We start from the raw sequence: 16,173 nt of genomic DNA, 5'->3' as shown, positions 1-16,173 counted from the left end.
CTAATTCACCTCGCTTGCCATGACAGTCAAGGTATCAGAGATTTCTTGGAACATCTGACGCTCTGTCTTCTCTCCACGGTAGATTTGGTTGTAAAGAATGCCGTCTTTGATAAAGAGTACACGCTTAGCTCTGCTAGCTGCTGCCGTTGAGTGGGTTACCATGAGAATGGTTTGGCCGCGCTCATTGATTTCATCAAAGACATCAAGTAAGGCTGCAGAGGACTTGGAGTCAAGAGCTCCTGTTGGCTCATCCGCAAGGAGAATTTCAGGTTCTGTGATGATGGCGCGGGCTACTGCTACACGCTGTTTCTGACCACCAGAAATCTCGTAAGGGTACTTCTCTTGTAATTGGTTGATGCCTAGATTCTCAGCTGTCACCACCAATTTCTTCATCATTTCCGTAATGGGTCTTCTTGACAAGACAAGGGGAAGCAAGATATTGTCCTTAACAGACAGAGTATCTAGCAAGTTAAAGTCTTGGAAGACAAATCCCAATTTTTCACGACGGAAGCTAGAAGCCTGTGAATTTTTAATGGTTGCGGTGTCAGTTCCATTCAAGTAAACCTGCCCACGACTTGGTTTATCCAGCATAGCTAGGATATTGAGAAGAGTGGATTTACCAGAACCAGACTCACCCATGATAGCAACGTAGTCGCCCTTTTCTACGGTAAAGTGAATATCCTTGAGGGCTTCTACTTGGTTGCCCTGAAAACGAGTTTTATAAATTTTTTGAACGTGTTTTACATCTAAAAGTGTCATGAGAATCTCCTTTCTTAATATCCCATCAAATGAAATGTCGCTTGCATCATAGCGCATCCCAACTGAACGCGCTCGATATCTTTGTGGCTTGGTTTTCTTTTTTTCTTCTGTAAGATTTGTTTCATGATGTTACTCCTTTGTTCTTTATGAGTCTAGTTTACATCAAAAAAAGACCGCTTGCCATAACCTAACCTTACAAAAGAGACTTTAATCTTACATTTTTGTAAGATTGGGGGAAATGTAGGCAAAATTACTTAGAAAATGATTTGATTTCCTATTTTTAAAATTGTAAAATAAAAGTGTGAAATGGCTTACTTTGGAAAGGAGGAAGCGGAAACTAACATTTGAGTAAGCTTACCTAGATAACATACCATTAAATTTAACACTTGCAAGTCGTTCAACCTATAAGGAAAGAAGGTGCGCCTTAATGAAACACAAAGAACATATACTCATCGGACTTCTCTATCTGCTCTCTCCATTCATCGGTCAGCTCTTAGTTGAAAAAACATACTTTATCGGTACAGAATTTACAGCTACTGCTTATGCTATTTGCTGGCTATCAGTTGTTATCAGCATCCATCATTTATCAAAAACAGTTTTCTCTCAGCAACAAAACAAAGATTAAAAAACTGAGTTTAAAATAATGCTTTTAATTTGGAGAAGAAGCTGGAAAAATATTATTAAAAGTAAAAAAGCTTTAAATCAAGCAGTTTAGACTATTGATTTAAAGCTTTTTGCTTATTCCAAATCTTCTGTAGAACCTCACCAAAACCATCCTTCATTATCGTCAATGGCTTGGGCTTCTTTGCGTTTTCGTGGGCCTGTTCCGTACATTTCTGCTTCGATTTCTTCCTTGGTAGGCATGACAGAAGCTAGGATGATATAGATAATCACGCCAAGTCCAAAGTTTGCAACTGTAAAAATAGCAAATAGAAAACGAACAAGGGTAACATCAAAGTTCCACTTGTCTGAAAGACCTGCAAGAACTCCTGAAATCATGCGATTTCGTCTCATTTTATAAAATTTACTGTTCATGTTATTTCCTCTTTCTGCTAGGTTAGACATAGTATATCACGGGTAGGCTCGGCTTTCATCAGTCCTCAGGCTGATTTACTAGTAGCAACTTGCCTAGACAAATTCCACAGCGATAGCGTTTGGTATCAATCCTACGCTTACGCTGATACCTTTGCTGGCAGGATTGACAACGATAAAGCTTGATTGGCTTGGAGTTGCTATTTGGCAAGGTTGGCACAAAACGTAATCCATCCACTGCTTTCAACAGTTCCTTAAAATCCCGATCCTTGTGTTGATAGCCCTTCCCTTGAAAATAGAGGTGATAATGACAGAGTTCATGTCGGACAATTTTCCTAAAAACATCCAGACCCAGTTCCTGATAAACCTTGGGATTAAAATCCAAATGCCCATCTTTTGGGAAAAATCGCCCACCTGTCGAACGTAGACGCCTATTCCACTGGGCATGATGGATAAAAGGTCTGCTGAAGTCTTCTAGTGAAACCTGCTTAACGTAATCAGTCAGTTTCATTTGGAGCGAGTAGCGACAGATTGACTTTTTCACGTTCAGTATCAATTTTCTTAACCCAAACCGTTACCAAATCACCGACTGACACCACTTGGCTTGGGTGTTTGATAAATTTGCGACTCATATGGGAAATATGAATCAGACCGTCTTCGTGAATTCCAATGTCAACGAAGGCACCGAAGTCAACGACGTTACGCACTACACCTTCTAGCTTCTGACCTACCACTAGGTCTTTGATATCTAGGACATCTTGGCGAAGCACAGGTGCGTCAAAGGAATCACGGAAATCTCGACCTGGTTTGAGAAGATCTGCAATGATATCTTTAAGAGTTTCTGGACCAAGCTCTAGCTCTTGCGCCATTTCCTTGACAGAAAGGGACTTAAGCTTATTTTGTGCTTCTTCATTTAAGTCCTTGATATCCAAGCGTTTGAAGAGCTCTTTAACTGCAGCATAGTTTTCTGGGTGAACTCCTGTATTATCAAGGATATTGCTACTTTCAGGGATACGAAGGAAACCAGCTGCCTGTTCAAAGGCCTTGGCCCCCAGACGAGGAACTTTCTTGATTTGGGCGCGTGAAGTGATTTTTCCTTCTTCCTCACGGTACTTGACGATATTTTCAGAAATGGTTTTATTGAGTCCAGCGACATGGGAAAGAAGAGCTGGGCTGGCTGTATTGACATTGACACCGACTTGGTTCACCACAGTATCCACGACAAAATCCAGACTTTCAGACAGTTTCTTCTGGCTGACATCATGCTGGTACTGGCCGACACCGATTGACTTAGGATCGATTTTGACCAATTCAGCAAGGGGATCTTGCAAACGACGGGCGATAGATACAGCAGAGCGTTTTTCAACGGTCAAGTCTGGAAACTCCTGACGAGCAAGTTCACTGGCAGAATAGACAGAAGCACCACTTTCATTTACGATGACATAACTAACCTCAGGAAAATCTTTCAGAACTTCCGCCACAAAGGCTTCACTTTCACGACTAGCAGTACCATTTCCGATGGCAATAATTTCCACGCTATATTGACCAATCAAGTCTGCCAGATTTTTCTTAGCTTCTTCGATTTGACGAGCTGATGCTGGTTTAACAGGATAAATGACCTGAGTTGTCAGCATTTTTCCTGTTGCATCTATGACAGCTAGCTTGGCACCTGTACGAAAGGCTGGGTCAAATCCAAGAACCACGCGCCCTTTCAGTGGAGCAACCAAAAGGAGATTGCGTAGGTTGTCAGAAAAGAGTTGGATAGCTCCTTCTTCTGCCTTTTCAGTCAATTCTGTCCGAATACGTCGTTCGATAGCAGGCAAAACTTTTTTCTTAACGGATTGTTGAACAACTTCATCAATATAAGCATTTTTCACCTTGAAACGAGTAGCAAAGAAGGCAAGAATACGGTCCGTTGCATGTTCAAAACCGACCTTCAAGACACCTAGCTTCTCCCCACGATTGAGGGCCAAGGTACGATAACCTTGCATAGTTCCAACTGTCTCTGAAAAATCATAATAAATCTGAAAAACCTGCTTTTCATCAAGACTTTCATCCTTGACTTGAGAAGTGAGTTTAGAGTGTCTCAGCACTTCCTGATAAGTCATGGAACGCAAGGTCACATCTTCCGATAAGGCTTCGACCAAGATATCAACTGCACCAGCCAAGGCCTCTTTACCAGTCGCAAATCCTTCACAGACAAACTTTTCAGCCTCTTTTTCTAAATCAGCTACATTCTGCAAAATCAAGCGAGCAAGTGGGAAGAGTCCGGCTTCACGGGCAATAGTCGCCTTGGTTCGACGTTTTTCCTTGTATGGAAGATAGAGTTCTTCTATGTCTGCTAATTTTTCGGCAGCTAAGATAGCTTCTTCCAATTCCTTAGTCAACTTGCCTTGTTCTTGAATCTTAGCTAAAACAGCTTCCTTACGGTCGTTGAGATTTGTCAGACTTTTATCCAAGTCGATAATGGCCTTAATTGCCACCTCATCCAAACTACCAGTCATGTCCTTGCGATAACGCGCGATAAAGGGAATAGTCGCCCCTTTAGCAGTCAAACTTAGAACAGTATCAATTTGCTTTAACGTCACTCCCAAATCCTGGGAGATTTTTTCATATTTTTTATCCATAAATCTATTATACCACAAGCTAAACGTTTCAAATTAACTCGTAGAACATTTAAAAAATATGTGGGGAATAGATTTATATTCTATAGCGCAATAACTTGTACTTAAAGAGCATTGCCACCTTTTTTAACCAAGTCATGATATCAAAAGTATTTAATAGATCAGACATAATAGCCAGTTCTGGAAGATGTTCCTGACCTGGAATAACACATTGACTTTTTTAATTTTTATAATGTAAAAAGTGAATATCTATATCTCCTAAGTGCCCCAAAGAATAAACTTCATGAGTCCAGCTCGATGAAATAAGTTCCTCTTCGAAAACAAGTTCTTGTTCTATATAGTAACGAAAATCCTTTGTAAGTTTATAATAATCATCAGGAAGAATAAATAAATAAACCAACAAAAGGTGTTCTATATTGGCTTTACAATAATAACTTCTATATCTTTAAATGTTTGTCTATCAACTATTAATAAAGACTCTAATAAACTATTTTTATCTCCTCGATGTAATAAAATAACACTGATTAAGCAAGTCAATTTTACTACCTCCTATAATTTTCTAATAATGATTTTCTTCTTATTTTAATTATAAAACAAAGAATTTGGTGTTTATAAATGCTTTCCGTTGCTTGTTGATAGTTCATTTTCATAATCATCTTTGTCTGTATTATTGAGAAGGTTTCAATTTAAAATTCTACTAGATTACAAAAGAATCTATGAGTAATTTCACTGTTTTGATTTTTTACAAAACGCTTTATAAAGCTATTTGTTGAAGTTAACGAATCAATTTTCAGAGCAAATAAAAAATCGCAAGCCTAAGCCTGCGGTGGGGATAATCTTTTTTGAAATTTTTAAACAAAAAAGGAGCATTTAAGCTCCCTCCTTTGAAATAACGGACACTTGGCTGGTCGGTGTACCCAGCATCTCAGATACCTTTTTCAAGGTGCGGCAGGAACCTTTCTGCCCTCAAATGTCTTTCGTTAACTTTATTCTAGCACTATCTACTTTTTTTGTCAAGTTTTCTCAATCTACCAGACTTAATACGACTTTGTAACTTGTAATCTTGTAAGCGATACATGGTCGGAACATAAAAGAAATCGCCACTTTTATGTAACTTGATGGCAACAAGAACATTATCATCAAATCTTTTAACATATTCAAAACTAGCATCTTTCTCTCGTGAATTGATGCCGACGAAATCTGGGTTCCTTAGTATGAGTTCCAGATCTTCGATATGATGAATCACATCATTGTGATGGCGTTTTATCATATGTCTTCTCAAACCGTCTTTGTTGACCTTTATGTCGCTCGCTTCAAGAACAATATCAAAAAATTTTTTTACTTCATCGGTAACCTGACCGATTTTTTCGTGTTCCATCATTTCCTCCGTTATTATTCCACAACTATTATATCACAATCATGGTGTATATTAGGATATATCAAGCTCTATTATTCGTTAAATACTCAATTTTAACTTTTTCCTTTTCCTCAAAATAATAGTATAATAGAGGTAGAATTTAGAATCGAGGTACACCTATGGCTGTAAAATTTACAAAAACGGACGACTTGGATAAGATGTTTGAAGAGTTTGCTAAACTCCCTGATTTGAAACAAGTCACTTTCCCTGATGATAAAGAGAAAAAAGCCAAAACAGAAAAGAAAAACTAGATGACTGCTTTCCAACAACTCCCATCTAGTGTGCTTCAGACTGGAGCCATTTTTCTCTCCATTATCATTGAAGCCCTCCCTTTCGTACTGATAGGAAGTATTGTATCAGGGCTGATTGAGGTCTATATCACACCTGAAAAAGTTTATCATTTTCTCCCTCGAAATCGTTGGGGGAGAATCTTTTTTGGGACCTTTGTTGGGATTCTTTTCCCCTCTTGTGAATGTGGAATCGTCCCCATTATCAATCGTTTTCTGGAAAAGAAAGTTCCCAGTTACACGGTCGTTCCTTTTCTTGTGACAGCACCTGTTATCAATCCCATTGTTCTATTTGCGACTTATTCTGCCTTTGGAAACTCCTTCCATGTCGCTCTGTTACGAGCTCTGGGTTCCATTGTTGTAGCTGTGATACTTGGGATTTTTCTAGGATTTTTCTGGCAAGAACCGATTCAAAAAGAAAATCGGTTGGTCTGTCATGAACATGATTTTTCTCATTTTAGTCCTGCAAAAAAAGTTTTTCAGGTCTTTGTGCAAGCCATTGATGAGTTTTTTGATACGGGGCGTTATTTGGTATTTGGATGTCTCTTTGCCTCTGTGATACAAGTTTACGTTCCGACACGGATTCTGACCTCTATCAGTGCAACCCCTCTTTTTGCCATCCTGCTCTTGATGCTGTTGGCCTTTCTTCTCTCTCTCTGCAGTGAGGCGGATGCCTTTATCGGCGCTTCTCTTCTCTCGAGTTTCGGTTTAACACCAGTTCTGGCCTTTCTCGTCATTGGTCCAATGCTGGATATCAAAAATATTCTCATGATGAAAAATTACTTGAAAGCACGATTTATCAGTCACTTCATAACGATTGTGACTCTTGTCGTCTTAGTGTATTCTCTCTTGATTGGAGTCATCCTATGATTCGATTTTTAGTTTTAGCTGGCTATTTTGAACTGACCATTTATCTCCATTTGTCGGGCAAATTAAACCAGTACATCAACATGCACTATTCCTATCTGGCCTATATTTCCATGGTACTTTCCTTTATTTTGGCAATTGTCCAGCTGTATATCTGGATGAAGCAAGTCAAAACCCATAGTCATCTGAACAGCCGATTAGCTAAAGGAACTAGTATTGCTCTTCTGGCTATTCCTATTGTCGTCGGTTTAACTTTTCCAACTGTTAGCTTGGATTCTCAGACCGTTTCTGCTAAAGGTTATCATTTCCCCTTATCAGAAGGAACGGATCAAGCCATTCAGACCAGCGAAGGGACGACAAGCCAATATTTGAAACCAGATACCAGTTCTTATTTCTCAAAAACAGCCTATGAAAAGGAAATGCGAACAGCGGCAGATAAATACTTGTCCCAAGATAGCATTCAGATTACGAATGAAAACTATATGGAAGTCATGGAAGCCATCTATGACTATCCAGATGAGTTTGAGGGCAAGACAGTCCAGTTCACAGGTTTTGTCTACAATGACCCCAGTCATGCCAATAGCCAATTTCTGTTCCGCTTTGGCATTATTCACTGTATCGCAGATTCGGGTGTGTATGGATTGCTGACCAAGGGAAATACTCGTCAATATGAAAACAACACTTGGATTTCAGCCAAAGGAAAACTGGTCAATCACTACCATAAAGAACTCAAACAAAATCTCCCAACCTTGGAAATTGACAGCTTTACCAAAGTCGATAAACCAGAAAATCCCTATGTGTATCGCGTGTTTTAAAAAAACAAAACGAACAAGTTCTCTTCTGAATGACAGAAAAAGAGCCTGTTCGTTTTTTATTATATGAGATGTAGGAAGACACCGAAAATTCTCACTCATCAATAAAAAGAGACAATATCAGTTTCTGCATGACAGATTTCTAATATAGTCTCTTTATCTATTTTTATACTTACAAGAATTAAATATTTGAGCTTATTTTTTTCCATTAATTCTAAAAGAATGTTCAGAAACCCATTTGGCGTAGGTGGTTAACCTTTCATCTGTTAAGGATTCTACTGCGATAGTCACGCACATATTTACTGCTTCTTCAACAGAAACAGTAAAACGATAGCCATTTAATTGCAGAAATTTTACTAAAACAAAGAAAGCAGTTCGTTTATTAGCATTGGCAAAAACATGCTTCTTTATTAATTGAACAAATACTATCGTTGCCTTATCAAAAATAGTTGGATAAAGAGGCTTCCCAAAGACAAATTGTTCTGGTAAATTGACAATCATATTTAAAGCCGAAGGACTAACAGTTTGAATTTCCTCATTTGGAGAATACCGCTGAATTGCTAAAACATTTATTTTTTCAATTTGCTTTTCTGTTAGATAGATTGTCATTTTTCCACCAAAGCTTTGAAAACATCGTCGTATTCGTCAAAGATTTTATCTAAATTTAAGTCAAAGGCTTCATCAGATACATAAGAAACCTGCTGATCCAATTCTTCAGGAGTAAAGATAATCTCACCACTTGGTAACAATTTAGCTTCGTACTTTACACCACTTGGAATATTAAATTCACTTGGAATCGTAATGGTGATTGAATTTCCTTGTTTTCTTGTTTTTACGACCATCTGATTTCCTCCTTTGAAGTATTATAACAAATAATTACCGTAATTACAATGGCAGAATAATTAGATATCGTAACAATCTCTGTCAGAGTAAATAAATATTATGGTTCTGAAAAGTTGTTAATACCACTATTTTAACAGGTTTTGAAGTTTTTGCCATTTCAAGCAATACAAGTAGCTCATTGAGAATAAGCGAGCCAGTCATTAATCAGACTAGCGATTTCTTTGGGAGCTTCAGTATAAAGCTCATGGCCAACGTTTTCTAGAAAAATAGTATCAAAATAATCTGGCAATTCTTTTAAGGCTTCCTCTCTCCATGTAGCTTCATTAGAATAGCAAGGACTGATAAACAAGGTATCTCCCACTTCTCTCTTAAAAGCTTGTATCTTCCTCCGTAGGCTGAGTATCGCTTCTATATTTTCATAATTTATAGCTAACTCATATCTATTATACTCAGAATTCCATTGATAGGACTGCCTTACGGCTTTCTCCATATTTTCTGACCAATGCTTTGCTTCGGATTTTTCTTTAGAAATAAGAAGATTTAAGTCCGAAATAATTTGAGATTTGATATAGTTTTTAGTTTCCTCTAATTCCACATCTAAAGTTAAAATCTTATCCAAATCTAGATAGCCACCATCCAAAAGAATCAGTTTTTTCACTTCATGAAATTCCGATGCGAGATAACGAGCCAAATCCCCTCCAAGAGAATGGCCTATCAGACAGATAGATTCTCCCTCTACTATTTCCTTTTTAAACCATGCTTTCAATTCTGTTTCATCTCGAAGATGCTTTTCATACGGATTTAGAAAACAGACCTGCAAATCTAGCTCTTGAAGAAAATCCTTGCTATGATAGACATTGCTTCCCAAACCGCCAATAAAATATTTTTTCATTCTCTACTTAATACTATGTTTATTCATCTTTTGTTCAAAGATAGTTGTGATAATCTGACGCAATTCTTCGCGTTCTTTTTCTGGGATTTCACCACTTGTTTGAGCTGCAGCGTAGAGTTCAGGGTGTTCAATTGAAATGCGTTTAATCGTACGTGTCGTAGCATGTTTTCTGACGAAAAATGGGATGCGCTTAATCAAGTCTTGTGGTACTAGTGCAAGAATCTTCTCAGCAGTTTCCTTGTCACTAATCTTAGACGTCGTTAGCCCCTTCTTAATCATTTCCTGTTCTTTTTCTGTAAAATCTTTTAATTCCATTCGATTAATCCTCCTATTTTCTTTAAGTTAAATTATATACCATTTGTAGCAAGACAACAAATAGTCTGTTTGTAAAATGCTCTCGATACTACAACTTTCCTGTCGCTCATAATTGCTCTTTAATGAAAAATCACAAATCCTTTTGGAGAGATGACAAGATAATTTTCCGCTTCTTGGCAATTGCTTGCTAGTGCTACTGCTTCCTTCTCTAAAAGATAATCTTCTTTGGACTGGTTGAAAATAGCCTTGATGACTTGGTTATCGTAACTCCATTCTAAAACTAATACATCAGCTTTAATTTCTTGGAGACTATACTTGCCGTGTTGAATGGTTACTGACGCATGTTTCCGAATCTTGATTAGCTTCTTCACGAAGTTTAACATATCATGGTCACTTGATACGCGTTCCCAAGGCATACAACGACGACAATCTGGATCTGGTCCTCCAGTCAAGGCTAGCTCGGTTCCGTAATAAATACACGGTGTTCCTTTTTGTAAAAAGAGAAAGGCTAGGGCTGATTTAACCAGTTGAACGTCTTCATTTGCCGTCCACAAGATTCGCTCTGTATCATGCGAATCCAAGAGATTAAACATAACCTCTGAAATCTGCTGCTTGTAATACATAGATTGGCCATTGATTTCATCGATGAACTGGTCTGTATTCTTAACACCTCGTAAGAAATACTCTTTGATGCTATCAGATAAAGGATAATTCATGACCGCATGGAACTCATCTCCATTTAGCCAAGGCTGAGCCGTATGCCAGACTTCTCCTAAAATATAAAGATCAGGCTTTTTAGCTAAAACTTCCTTTCGAAAATCCTTCCAGAACTGATGGTCAATCTCATTAGCCACATCCAAACGCCAAGCATCAATATCAAACTCTTCAATCCAATAAGTCGCAACCTTTAAAAAATAGTCCTTGACCTCTGAATTGGCCGTATTTAGCTTAGGCATATAGTCCTCGAAACCAAAAGCATGATAGGGTAAGTCTCTCTTATTAGCAAGTTTCTCAGTCGTCACTGGGAATTGTTGTATATGGAACCAATCTTTATAAGCAGATTGCTCACCATTTTTGACAACATTTTGCCATTGAGGAGATTGTGAACCAATATGGTTAAATACAGCATCCAGCATGATTTTCAGACCTCGCTGATGCGCTTGCTCGACCAGATCCCGAAAGGTCTCCTTGTCTCCAAAATGACGGTCAATTTCAAAGTAATCTGTCGTATTGTACTTATGATTGCTCGTAGATTCAAAGATAGGACAAAGATAAAGTCCAGTAATGCCCAAGTCTTGCAAGTAATCCAGATGGTCAATAATCCCCTGTAAATCACCACCAAAGAAATCATCACTATTAGGTGTGACAGATGAATCCCAGTCTAAAGTCCCTTCTGGGTTTAATAGAGCATTTCCATTAGCAAATCTCTCAGGAAATATCTGATACCATACCGTGTCTGAAACCCAGTCAGGAACCTGGCATGCATCAATCTCATGAAGATAAGGCAACTTAAATCCATTTCCAATGGCATGAAGATTTTCTAGAGAATCTTCAACGCACCCCTTATCGCCATACAAAATACTTCGGCCTTCTGTATCCTTGAGTTCAAAGAGATACTGGATACGTGCAAAGTCAACGGACACTTCAACCTGCCAATAATCAAATAAGGGATCAGAAGTTATTTTGGACATTTCTTTTGTATCCTGATAAAACTCCTCCATAAAGATAAAAGGGTCCCCATAATGCAAGATAATGCTTTCAATATCCTCTTTCTTAGTTCGAATCCGAATATGAAGTTTCTTATCCTTATAAAGATAGGCAAACTCCGACTCAGGCCTATGGTAAATAGCGCTTAATTCCATCAATTTGTCTCCTAAAGTATTAATTTAAATTTTACGCAAACGTTTTCAAAACCAATAAATCCAGTATACTATTTTTGTAAAATATTTGCAAGGAATGTCCGTCCTTAAAGGAACTATCTTTTAAAGTATACAAAAAGCCTTAAAAAGGCTTTCTCTATATACTAATCCTCTTTGGGTTTTGAAAATACTTCTACTCGCTGAGCTAGGACTTTGATTTCTACAGGTAGGTTATCCGATTTATCGCCGTCAACATCTGACTCCAACTCACTATCAGAAGAAATTTTAATATTACGCGCTTTGATATACTCGATATTATCATTTGCCACAACATCACCTTTTAGTAAATCAGGAATAACGGATAATTTGGAGAATAGAGAAGCATCTTTTAGAATCAAAATGTTGGCATAGCCGTCCTTGTTTTCTTCAAAGATTTTCTTATCGGCGAAGTAATTTGTCAAGATAACCAAAACATGACTAGCTTCACCAACATAATTTCCATTTTCTGTCTCAACCTTAATGTTAAAGACCTGATCCGTCATAACAGACTTCATGGTATTTACAGCATAGGCTAAAATACCGAATTTTGTCTTATCTTCAATTTCAACATTGTGAATCGCCTCAGGAAGTGAACCGATACTAAAGATATAACCAAAATAGTTGTCATTTGCTTTTCCGATATCAATCTTATTGGTTAAATCAAAATCCAGTTCATCTATCGCGCCATCGATGTCTTGATTGATTTCCAAAAGTTTTGTAATGAGGTTACCCGTACCGCCTGGGATAATACCCAACTTAGGAATGTAGTCTCTCTCAGCAATACCTGAAATGACTTCGTTGACAGTCCCATCTCCACCAAACACAACCACTGCATCGTACTGCTCACGAGAAGCTTCTTCAGCAAAATGTGTTGCATCCAAAGCTTTTTCGGTAATTTTAGTTTCTACGTGCTCAAAGTATTCTTTTGCTTTATTCTCCAGCTTTTCTTTGTAATCCAAAGCCTTCTCCCCACCAGAAGTAGGGTTAATAATTACCATTGCTTTTTTCATTGATAATACTCCTTAATTTTTAAATAGAAATGTTAGCGTAGCTGCATTTACCATTACATATAATGCTATTATATAATGAAAACTCAAAAAATAGAAATCAGACGTACTGGAGATTAATACGCTTTTATTCTATTTTCCCATCGCATAACTACATCTTTTAAGTGTTCATCCAAGCAAGAACAGGCCTTTTCCTTTATCCAATTAAAAAACAGCTGAACAATCTTGCTCAGCTACTTTTTTACCCTAATTCCTAAATTATTTAGAATTTTCTTCTTAGTTACTTTACAGAACTTTACCATTATTTAATGTATAAACTTTCTCATATTCATCTTGATGAAACTTATGGGCAATTTCTAAAATCGTAACTGGTTGAGAAAATAGTAGTTTATGAATTTCATCTGCATTTTGTTTGTCTAGTGCAGCGGTGATTTCATCTGCTAGTAAAATTGGTCTTGGTCTCAACAACGCTCTAGCAATCTCGATTTTCATCATCTGTCCACCTGAAAGATTGTTTCCATCGAGATAATAATCAAAATCCTGCCCCAGTTCATCCCATAGTTGAACCCTTTGCAGTACCTTTCTGATATCATTATCGTTATAATTTTGGTAAAGAGATACATTTGCCCGTAGCGTCCCTTTAAAAATATAAGGTTTTTGATGAATGGCAGATACCAAGTCATGACTTGGTGCATACTTCTTGCCATGTCCATCTAAAAAGCAAATCTCTCCGTCATAGTTTCTATCATCCCCAGTCAAGATGTGAAACAAGGTTGATTTGCCACTACCGCTGGCTCCTGTAAGCAAGACTCGATTCCCAGCTTCCATACTTACACTTATGTCATCAAAAATAATCTTATCTGCATATTTCTTGCTAACATTTTTTATAGATATTCCGAGAGTGGTTGGGAATGTTTCAGATACCTCTTCCCGTTTAATATCCTCTTTTAAAAGAATATTCAGCACTTTTTCTTTTACTACTGTCGCTGATTGAAGCGTAGAGGTTGCTTCCAAGAGTTGTTGCAATGGAGAAATCAGATTCATAGATGCTGTCATCATGGCAATCAAAACAGTCAAGGAAAGATGGGTGGTAGACATCATCACCATTCCAATCACAAAAGGCCCCACTAGCCCTAGTCCTTTCAAAGGACCTGTCCAAAACATAACCAAATTATGACTTGTATAGTAACGATATTGACCAGACTCCATCTTATCAATAGTATCATAAACATGTTGACAATATTCTTGTTCAACTCTATTTGAAACAATAGTATTAATCCCTGCTGAAAAATCTGTGATATTGGCTAAACTGATTTCTCTAACTTTACTCAGTTCTTCACCACGTCTTTTCAATAGTTTATGAAAAACAAATTGAGGAATGATCATGAGAAAGCCACCTATGGTAAAGAGTAGACCAACCACAACATCCTGTGATACTAAATACATGACAGACACTAGGATAGAGGTGCCAAATATAGGATATAAAAAAAGTGGAGATAAATATTCCTTCCAAAACATTGGAATATCTTGGGTTAAAAAAGAATTAAATTCAGATGCTGAATACTCTAATCTTTTTTCAGCAAATAAACGCAAAGCTTTCTTAGAAATAAACAAATTGATATCTTTGATGATGGAACGTAGAAGAATGTTATTGAAGTACATGCAAATATAAATAAAGATAAAGAAAGTAAGACTCAACAATCCAAAGATTACAATCATCCCTCTATTCTCAATGTCCACAGAGCCGGCCATTTGGATAATCAGTGAAATCAACAAGCCCTGACAAGAGTACAGTAAAGCAAAGATAACGAAACCAAGTAGTTTCCATTTTGAAATGATTTTTACGATTATTTTCATCTTAGTCAGCTTTCAATTCATAATTTATATTATTTGAACAAATTGATAACTCAAAATTATTCATAATATTTCTTCTCATTTTGAAGCATTTTTCCTCAAAACTAGTCTCATTGAAAATATCTCTCTTAGGGCAAGCTCCACCCTTACAAACTAGCAACAATTGACATTTTTGACATTTTGAGTCAAATTGATAAGAATGTACCCATCTTTTTTGATTGTTCTCGTTAATGACACTATTTCCTAGTTCACCTATTTTATTTTCTTCGTCATAAAGACTAACCGTACATTTTAATAGATTCCCTTTTGTGTCAATCGTATAAGAGTTTGGTCTTTGAGCATAACATGATGAATAATTACTTCTGAATACAAAATCATCAAATAATCTGTACCCTAATTTAATTGCACTTTTTGATAATTCAAAAGAAACATCTGACTCAAATCGTTTTACCTCGTATCCTTCTTTTCTATCACCGCATCCCCAATCTCCTACATTTCGGAACAACAGATGAAATCGCTTATCATTTTTAAAAACCTGTGCATCTTCTAATAAAAATTTCTCAACATTCTTATAATTTTCCTGGGAAACATTCAAGCGAATCATAACATGGAATTGAGATTCTAAATTTATTGCATTTTTTAAGTTTTTCATAATGCGATCATAGGAACCATGACCATTTTTCAAAATACGCTGATTGTCATGCCCTTCACGAGAACCATCTACTGTAACTTGGTATGTTTTCACGTAACATTCTGTCACTAATCGATCTAATACTGTACGATTTAACAAATATCCGTTCGTTGTCATATCAGCGTGATAGCGAATCCCTAACTTTTGAGAAATTGCAATCAATTCCTTTGAAAGATCTAAAATATCTCGATATCCTAGTAATGGTTCTCCTCCAAACCAAGATACATGTAAGTCTTCAAAGTTTTTCTCAGATAATTTTTGATTTACAAAATCTATTATTCCAGTTTTTTGAGATGTAATAGTACAATTTGAAAATTTTTCATAACAATATTTGCATCTAAAATTACAATCACCATGAGCTAAAATAATAATTCTCAAAGTTGTTTCATCCCTTTTCCTAAATAACTCAATCATTTTGTCTAACTCATTTTCTTTTTCATCAAAATCTTGAGATTTTAAAAAAGATTCAAACTCGCTTTTGATATGATTATCCTTCTCAATCTTATCCAAAAGTTTATTTTCAATTTTCAAAGAAATATTGTTCTTGGTATTAAATAAGAAGGTATGATTTTCTTTTTTCAATTCTATTACATAATTTGAATACTTCATCTCATCTTCTCCATCAAGAAACAGCGTGCAGAGTTAATCTCAAAATCGTACTCTGCACACTACAATACACTGAGATAATAAAAGCATATTTTTATTACCTTTTAACACTCTAATTAAACAGTGTATCTCAAAAATATGTGGAATTTTACTGTTCAATTAAATAGCAACTTAGCTAATAAAATTACTAGCAACCAGCACCACAGACTAAATTATTAAATTCAATTCCATAGTCCTGTTCCATGTCGTGTTCGACAATTTCTTGGATA

General features: G+C 36.7%; 17 protein-coding genes and 2 pseudogenes. 4 read left to right on the top strand and 15 right to left on the bottom strand.

The window, feature by feature from the left end; all coding sequences use genetic code 11:
• A complete protein-coding gene (locus RWO85_RS01740; protein WP_000173358.1) occupies positions 1-759 on the bottom strand; it encodes an ABC transporter ATP-binding protein in 759 nt (252 codons plus the stop codon).
• Between the two features lie 427 nt (positions 760-1,186).
• On the opposite strand from RWO85_RS01740, the gene RWO85_RS01735 reads away from it, so the two are divergent.
• A complete protein-coding gene (locus tag RWO85_RS01735; protein ID WP_314413601.1) occupies positions 1,187-1,384 on the top strand; it encodes a hypothetical protein in 198 nt (65 codons plus the stop codon).
• Positions 1,385-1,521: 137 nt separating this feature from the next.
• Here RWO85_RS01735 and RWO85_RS01730 read toward each other — a convergent pair whose 3' ends face one another.
• The 5 genes and pseudogenes from RWO85_RS01730 to RWO85_RS01710 all read right to left on the bottom strand — a co-directional run bounded on the left by RWO85_RS01730 (position 1,522) and on the right by RWO85_RS01710 (position 5,793).
• Complete coding sequence (locus tag RWO85_RS01730) at positions 1,522-1,794, bottom strand: PspC domain-containing protein (protein WP_001085048.1); 273 nt, start codon at positions 1,792-1,794, stop codon at positions 1,522-1,524.
• A gap of 58 nt (positions 1,795-1,852) precedes the next feature.
• Complete coding sequence (locus RWO85_RS01725) at positions 1,853-2,302, bottom strand: SprT family protein (protein WP_314413600.1); 450 nt, start codon at positions 2,300-2,302, stop codon at positions 1,853-1,855.
• The gene (locus RWO85_RS01720) at positions 2,289-4,418 is read right to left on the bottom strand and encodes a Tex family protein (protein ID WP_314413599.1); all 2,130 of its coding nucleotides are present in this window, start codon (positions 4,416-4,418) and stop codon (positions 2,289-2,291) included. The genes RWO85_RS01725 and RWO85_RS01720 overlap by 14 nt, the downstream gene beginning before the upstream one ends.
• A 101-nt stretch (positions 4,419-4,519) precedes the next feature.
• Positions 4,520-4,834 (bottom strand): annotated as a pseudogene (locus RWO85_RS01715) (DUF1919 domain-containing protein); the annotation flags it as partial.
• Between the two features lie 578 nt (positions 4,835-5,412).
• The gene (locus RWO85_RS01710; RefSeq protein WP_314413598.1) at positions 5,413-5,793 is read right to left on the bottom strand and encodes a PBECR2 nuclease fold domain-containing protein; all 381 of its coding nucleotides are present in this window, start codon (positions 5,791-5,793) and stop codon (positions 5,413-5,415) included.
• Positions 5,794-5,951: 158 nt separating this feature from the next.
• Between RWO85_RS01710 and RWO85_RS01705 the strand changes: the two genes are divergently transcribed.
• The 3 genes from RWO85_RS01705 to RWO85_RS01695 are packed head-to-tail and all read left to right on the top strand — an operon-like array spanning position 5,952 to position 7,801.
• On the top strand, positions 5,952-6,083 hold the full coding sequence (locus RWO85_RS01705) for an SPJ_0845 family protein (RefSeq protein WP_314413596.1): 132 nt from the start codon (positions 5,952-5,954) through the stop codon (positions 6,081-6,083).
• The gene (locus RWO85_RS01700; RefSeq protein WP_314413594.1) at positions 6,084-6,989 is read left to right on the top strand and encodes a permease; all 906 of its coding nucleotides are present in this window, start codon (positions 6,084-6,086) and stop codon (positions 6,987-6,989) included.
• On the top strand, positions 6,986-7,801 hold the full coding sequence (locus tag RWO85_RS01695) for a TIGR03943 family putative permease subunit (RefSeq protein ID WP_314413592.1): 816 nt from the start codon (positions 6,986-6,988) through the stop codon (positions 7,799-7,801). Before RWO85_RS01700 ends, RWO85_RS01695 begins: the two co-directional genes overlap by 4 nt.
• Positions 7,802-7,993: 192 nt before the next feature.
• Here the strand turns inward: RWO85_RS01695 and RWO85_RS01690 are convergent, their stop codons facing one another.
• From RWO85_RS01690 to RWO85_RS01650, 9 genes and pseudogenes are all read right to left on the bottom strand, one after another.
• The gene (locus RWO85_RS01690) at positions 7,994-8,407 is read right to left on the bottom strand and encodes a type II toxin-antitoxin system death-on-curing family toxin (protein WP_314413589.1); all 414 of its coding nucleotides are present in this window, start codon (positions 8,405-8,407) and stop codon (positions 7,994-7,996) included.
• Positions 8,404-8,640: an AbrB family transcriptional regulator gene (locus tag RWO85_RS01685; RefSeq protein ID WP_042900961.1), complete on the bottom strand. Its 237-nt coding sequence runs from the start codon at positions 8,638-8,640 to the stop codon at positions 8,404-8,406. Before RWO85_RS01685 ends, RWO85_RS01690 begins: the two co-directional genes overlap by 4 nt.
• A 176-nt stretch (positions 8,641-8,816) precedes the next feature.
• Positions 8,817-9,533, bottom strand: a complete 717-nt coding sequence (locus RWO85_RS01680) for an alpha/beta hydrolase (RefSeq protein WP_314413588.1) — start codon at positions 9,531-9,533, stop codon at positions 8,817-8,819.
• Between the two features lie 3 nt (positions 9,534-9,536).
• Positions 9,537-9,848 carry a hypothetical protein gene (locus tag RWO85_RS01675; RefSeq protein ID WP_000420556.1) on the bottom strand — a complete coding sequence of 104 codons (312 nt, stop codon included), beginning with the start codon at positions 9,846-9,848 and terminating at the stop codon, positions 9,537-9,539.
• Positions 9,849-9,967: 119 nt separating this feature from the next.
• A complete protein-coding gene (locus RWO85_RS01670; RefSeq protein WP_314413587.1) occupies positions 9,968-11,710 on the bottom strand; it encodes a glycoside hydrolase family 13 protein in 1,743 nt (580 codons plus the stop codon).
• 161 nt (positions 11,711-11,871) lie between these two features.
• Positions 11,872-12,756 (bottom strand): diacylglycerol kinase family lipid kinase, encoded by an 885-nt coding sequence (locus RWO85_RS01665; RefSeq protein WP_314413585.1) that lies wholly within the window; start codon positions 12,754-12,756, stop codon positions 11,872-11,874.
• 113 nt (positions 12,757-12,869) lie between these two features.
• Positions 12,870-12,959: pseudogene (locus tag RWO85_RS01660) on the bottom strand (ADP-ribosylglycohydrolase family protein); the annotation flags it as partial.
• Positions 12,960-13,038: 79 nt separating this feature from the next.
• Positions 13,039-14,610, bottom strand: a complete 1,572-nt coding sequence (locus tag RWO85_RS01655) for an ABC transporter ATP-binding protein (protein WP_314413584.1) — start codon at positions 14,608-14,610, stop codon at positions 13,039-13,041.
• 1 nt (position 14,611) lies between these two features.
• Complete coding sequence (locus RWO85_RS01650; protein ID WP_314413583.1) at positions 14,612-15,907, bottom strand: radical SAM/SPASM domain-containing protein; 1,296 nt, start codon at positions 15,905-15,907, stop codon at positions 14,612-14,614.
• Between the last annotated feature and the right edge of the window lie 266 nt (positions 15,908-16,173).

This window comes from uncultured Streptococcus sp., from assembly GCF_963521865.1.
In the GTDB taxonomy this organism is placed as follows: Bacteria; Bacillota; Bacilli; order Lactobacillales; family Streptococcaceae; genus Streptococcus.
Note: the sequence above shows the minus strand (reverse complement) of the source record. Positions and strands in the feature narration are given on the sequence as shown.

Excerpts from the sequence above, each read along its gene's own strand:
- RWO85_RS01695 (WP_314413592.1), top strand. The coding sequence starts at position 6,986 with ATGATTCGATTTTTAGTTTTAGCTGGCTATTTTGAACTGACCATTTAT.
- RWO85_RS01720 (WP_314413599.1), bottom strand. The coding sequence starts at position 4,418 with ATGGATAAAAAATATGAAAAAATCTCCCAGGATTTGGGAGTGACGTTA.
- RWO85_RS01710 (WP_314413598.1), bottom strand. The coding sequence starts at position 5,793 with ATGGAACACGAAAAAATCGGTCAGGTTACCGATGAAGTAAAAAAATTT.
- RWO85_RS01735 (WP_314413601.1), top strand. The coding sequence starts at position 1,187 with ATGAAACACAAAGAACATATACTCATCGGACTTCTCTATCTGCTCTCT.
- RWO85_RS01685 (WP_042900961.1), bottom strand. The coding sequence starts at position 8,640 with ATGGTCGTAAAAACAAGAAAACAAGGAAATTCAATCACCATTACGATT.
- RWO85_RS01690 (WP_314413589.1), bottom strand. The coding sequence starts at position 8,407 with ATGACAATCTATCTAACAGAAAAGCAAATTGAAAAAATAAATGTTTTA.
- RWO85_RS01680 (WP_314413588.1), bottom strand. The coding sequence starts at position 9,533 with ATGAAAAAATATTTTATTGGCGGTTTGGGAAGCAATGTCTATCATAGC.
- RWO85_RS01700 (WP_314413594.1), top strand. The coding sequence starts at position 6,084 with ATGACTGCTTTCCAACAACTCCCATCTAGTGTGCTTCAGACTGGAGCC.
- RWO85_RS01730 (WP_001085048.1), bottom strand. The coding sequence starts at position 1,794 with ATGAACAGTAAATTTTATAAAATGAGACGAAATCGCATGATTTCAGGA.
- RWO85_RS01670 (WP_314413587.1), bottom strand. The coding sequence starts at position 11,710 with ATGGAATTAAGCGCTATTTACCATAGGCCTGAGTCGGAGTTTGCCTAT.
- RWO85_RS01650 (WP_314413583.1), bottom strand. The coding sequence starts at position 15,907 with ATGAAGTATTCAAATTATGTAATAGAATTGAAAAAAGAAAATCATACC.
- RWO85_RS01740 (WP_000173358.1), bottom strand. The coding sequence starts at position 759 with ATGACACTTTTAGATGTAAAACACGTTCAAAAAATTTATAAAACTCGT.
- RWO85_RS01725 (WP_314413600.1), bottom strand. The coding sequence starts at position 2,302 with ATGAAACTGACTGATTACGTTAAGCAGGTTTCACTAGAAGACTTCAGC.
- RWO85_RS01705 (WP_314413596.1), top strand. The coding sequence starts at position 5,952 with ATGGCTGTAAAATTTACAAAAACGGACGACTTGGATAAGATGTTTGAA.
- RWO85_RS01675 (WP_000420556.1), bottom strand. The coding sequence starts at position 9,848 with ATGGAATTAAAAGATTTTACAGAAAAAGAACAGGAAATGATTAAGAAG.
- RWO85_RS01665 (WP_314413585.1), bottom strand. The coding sequence starts at position 12,756 with ATGAAAAAAGCAATGGTAATTATTAACCCTACTTCTGGTGGGGAGAAG.
- RWO85_RS01655 (WP_314413584.1), bottom strand. The coding sequence starts at position 14,610 with ATGAAAATAATCGTAAAAATCATTTCAAAATGGAAACTACTTGGTTTC.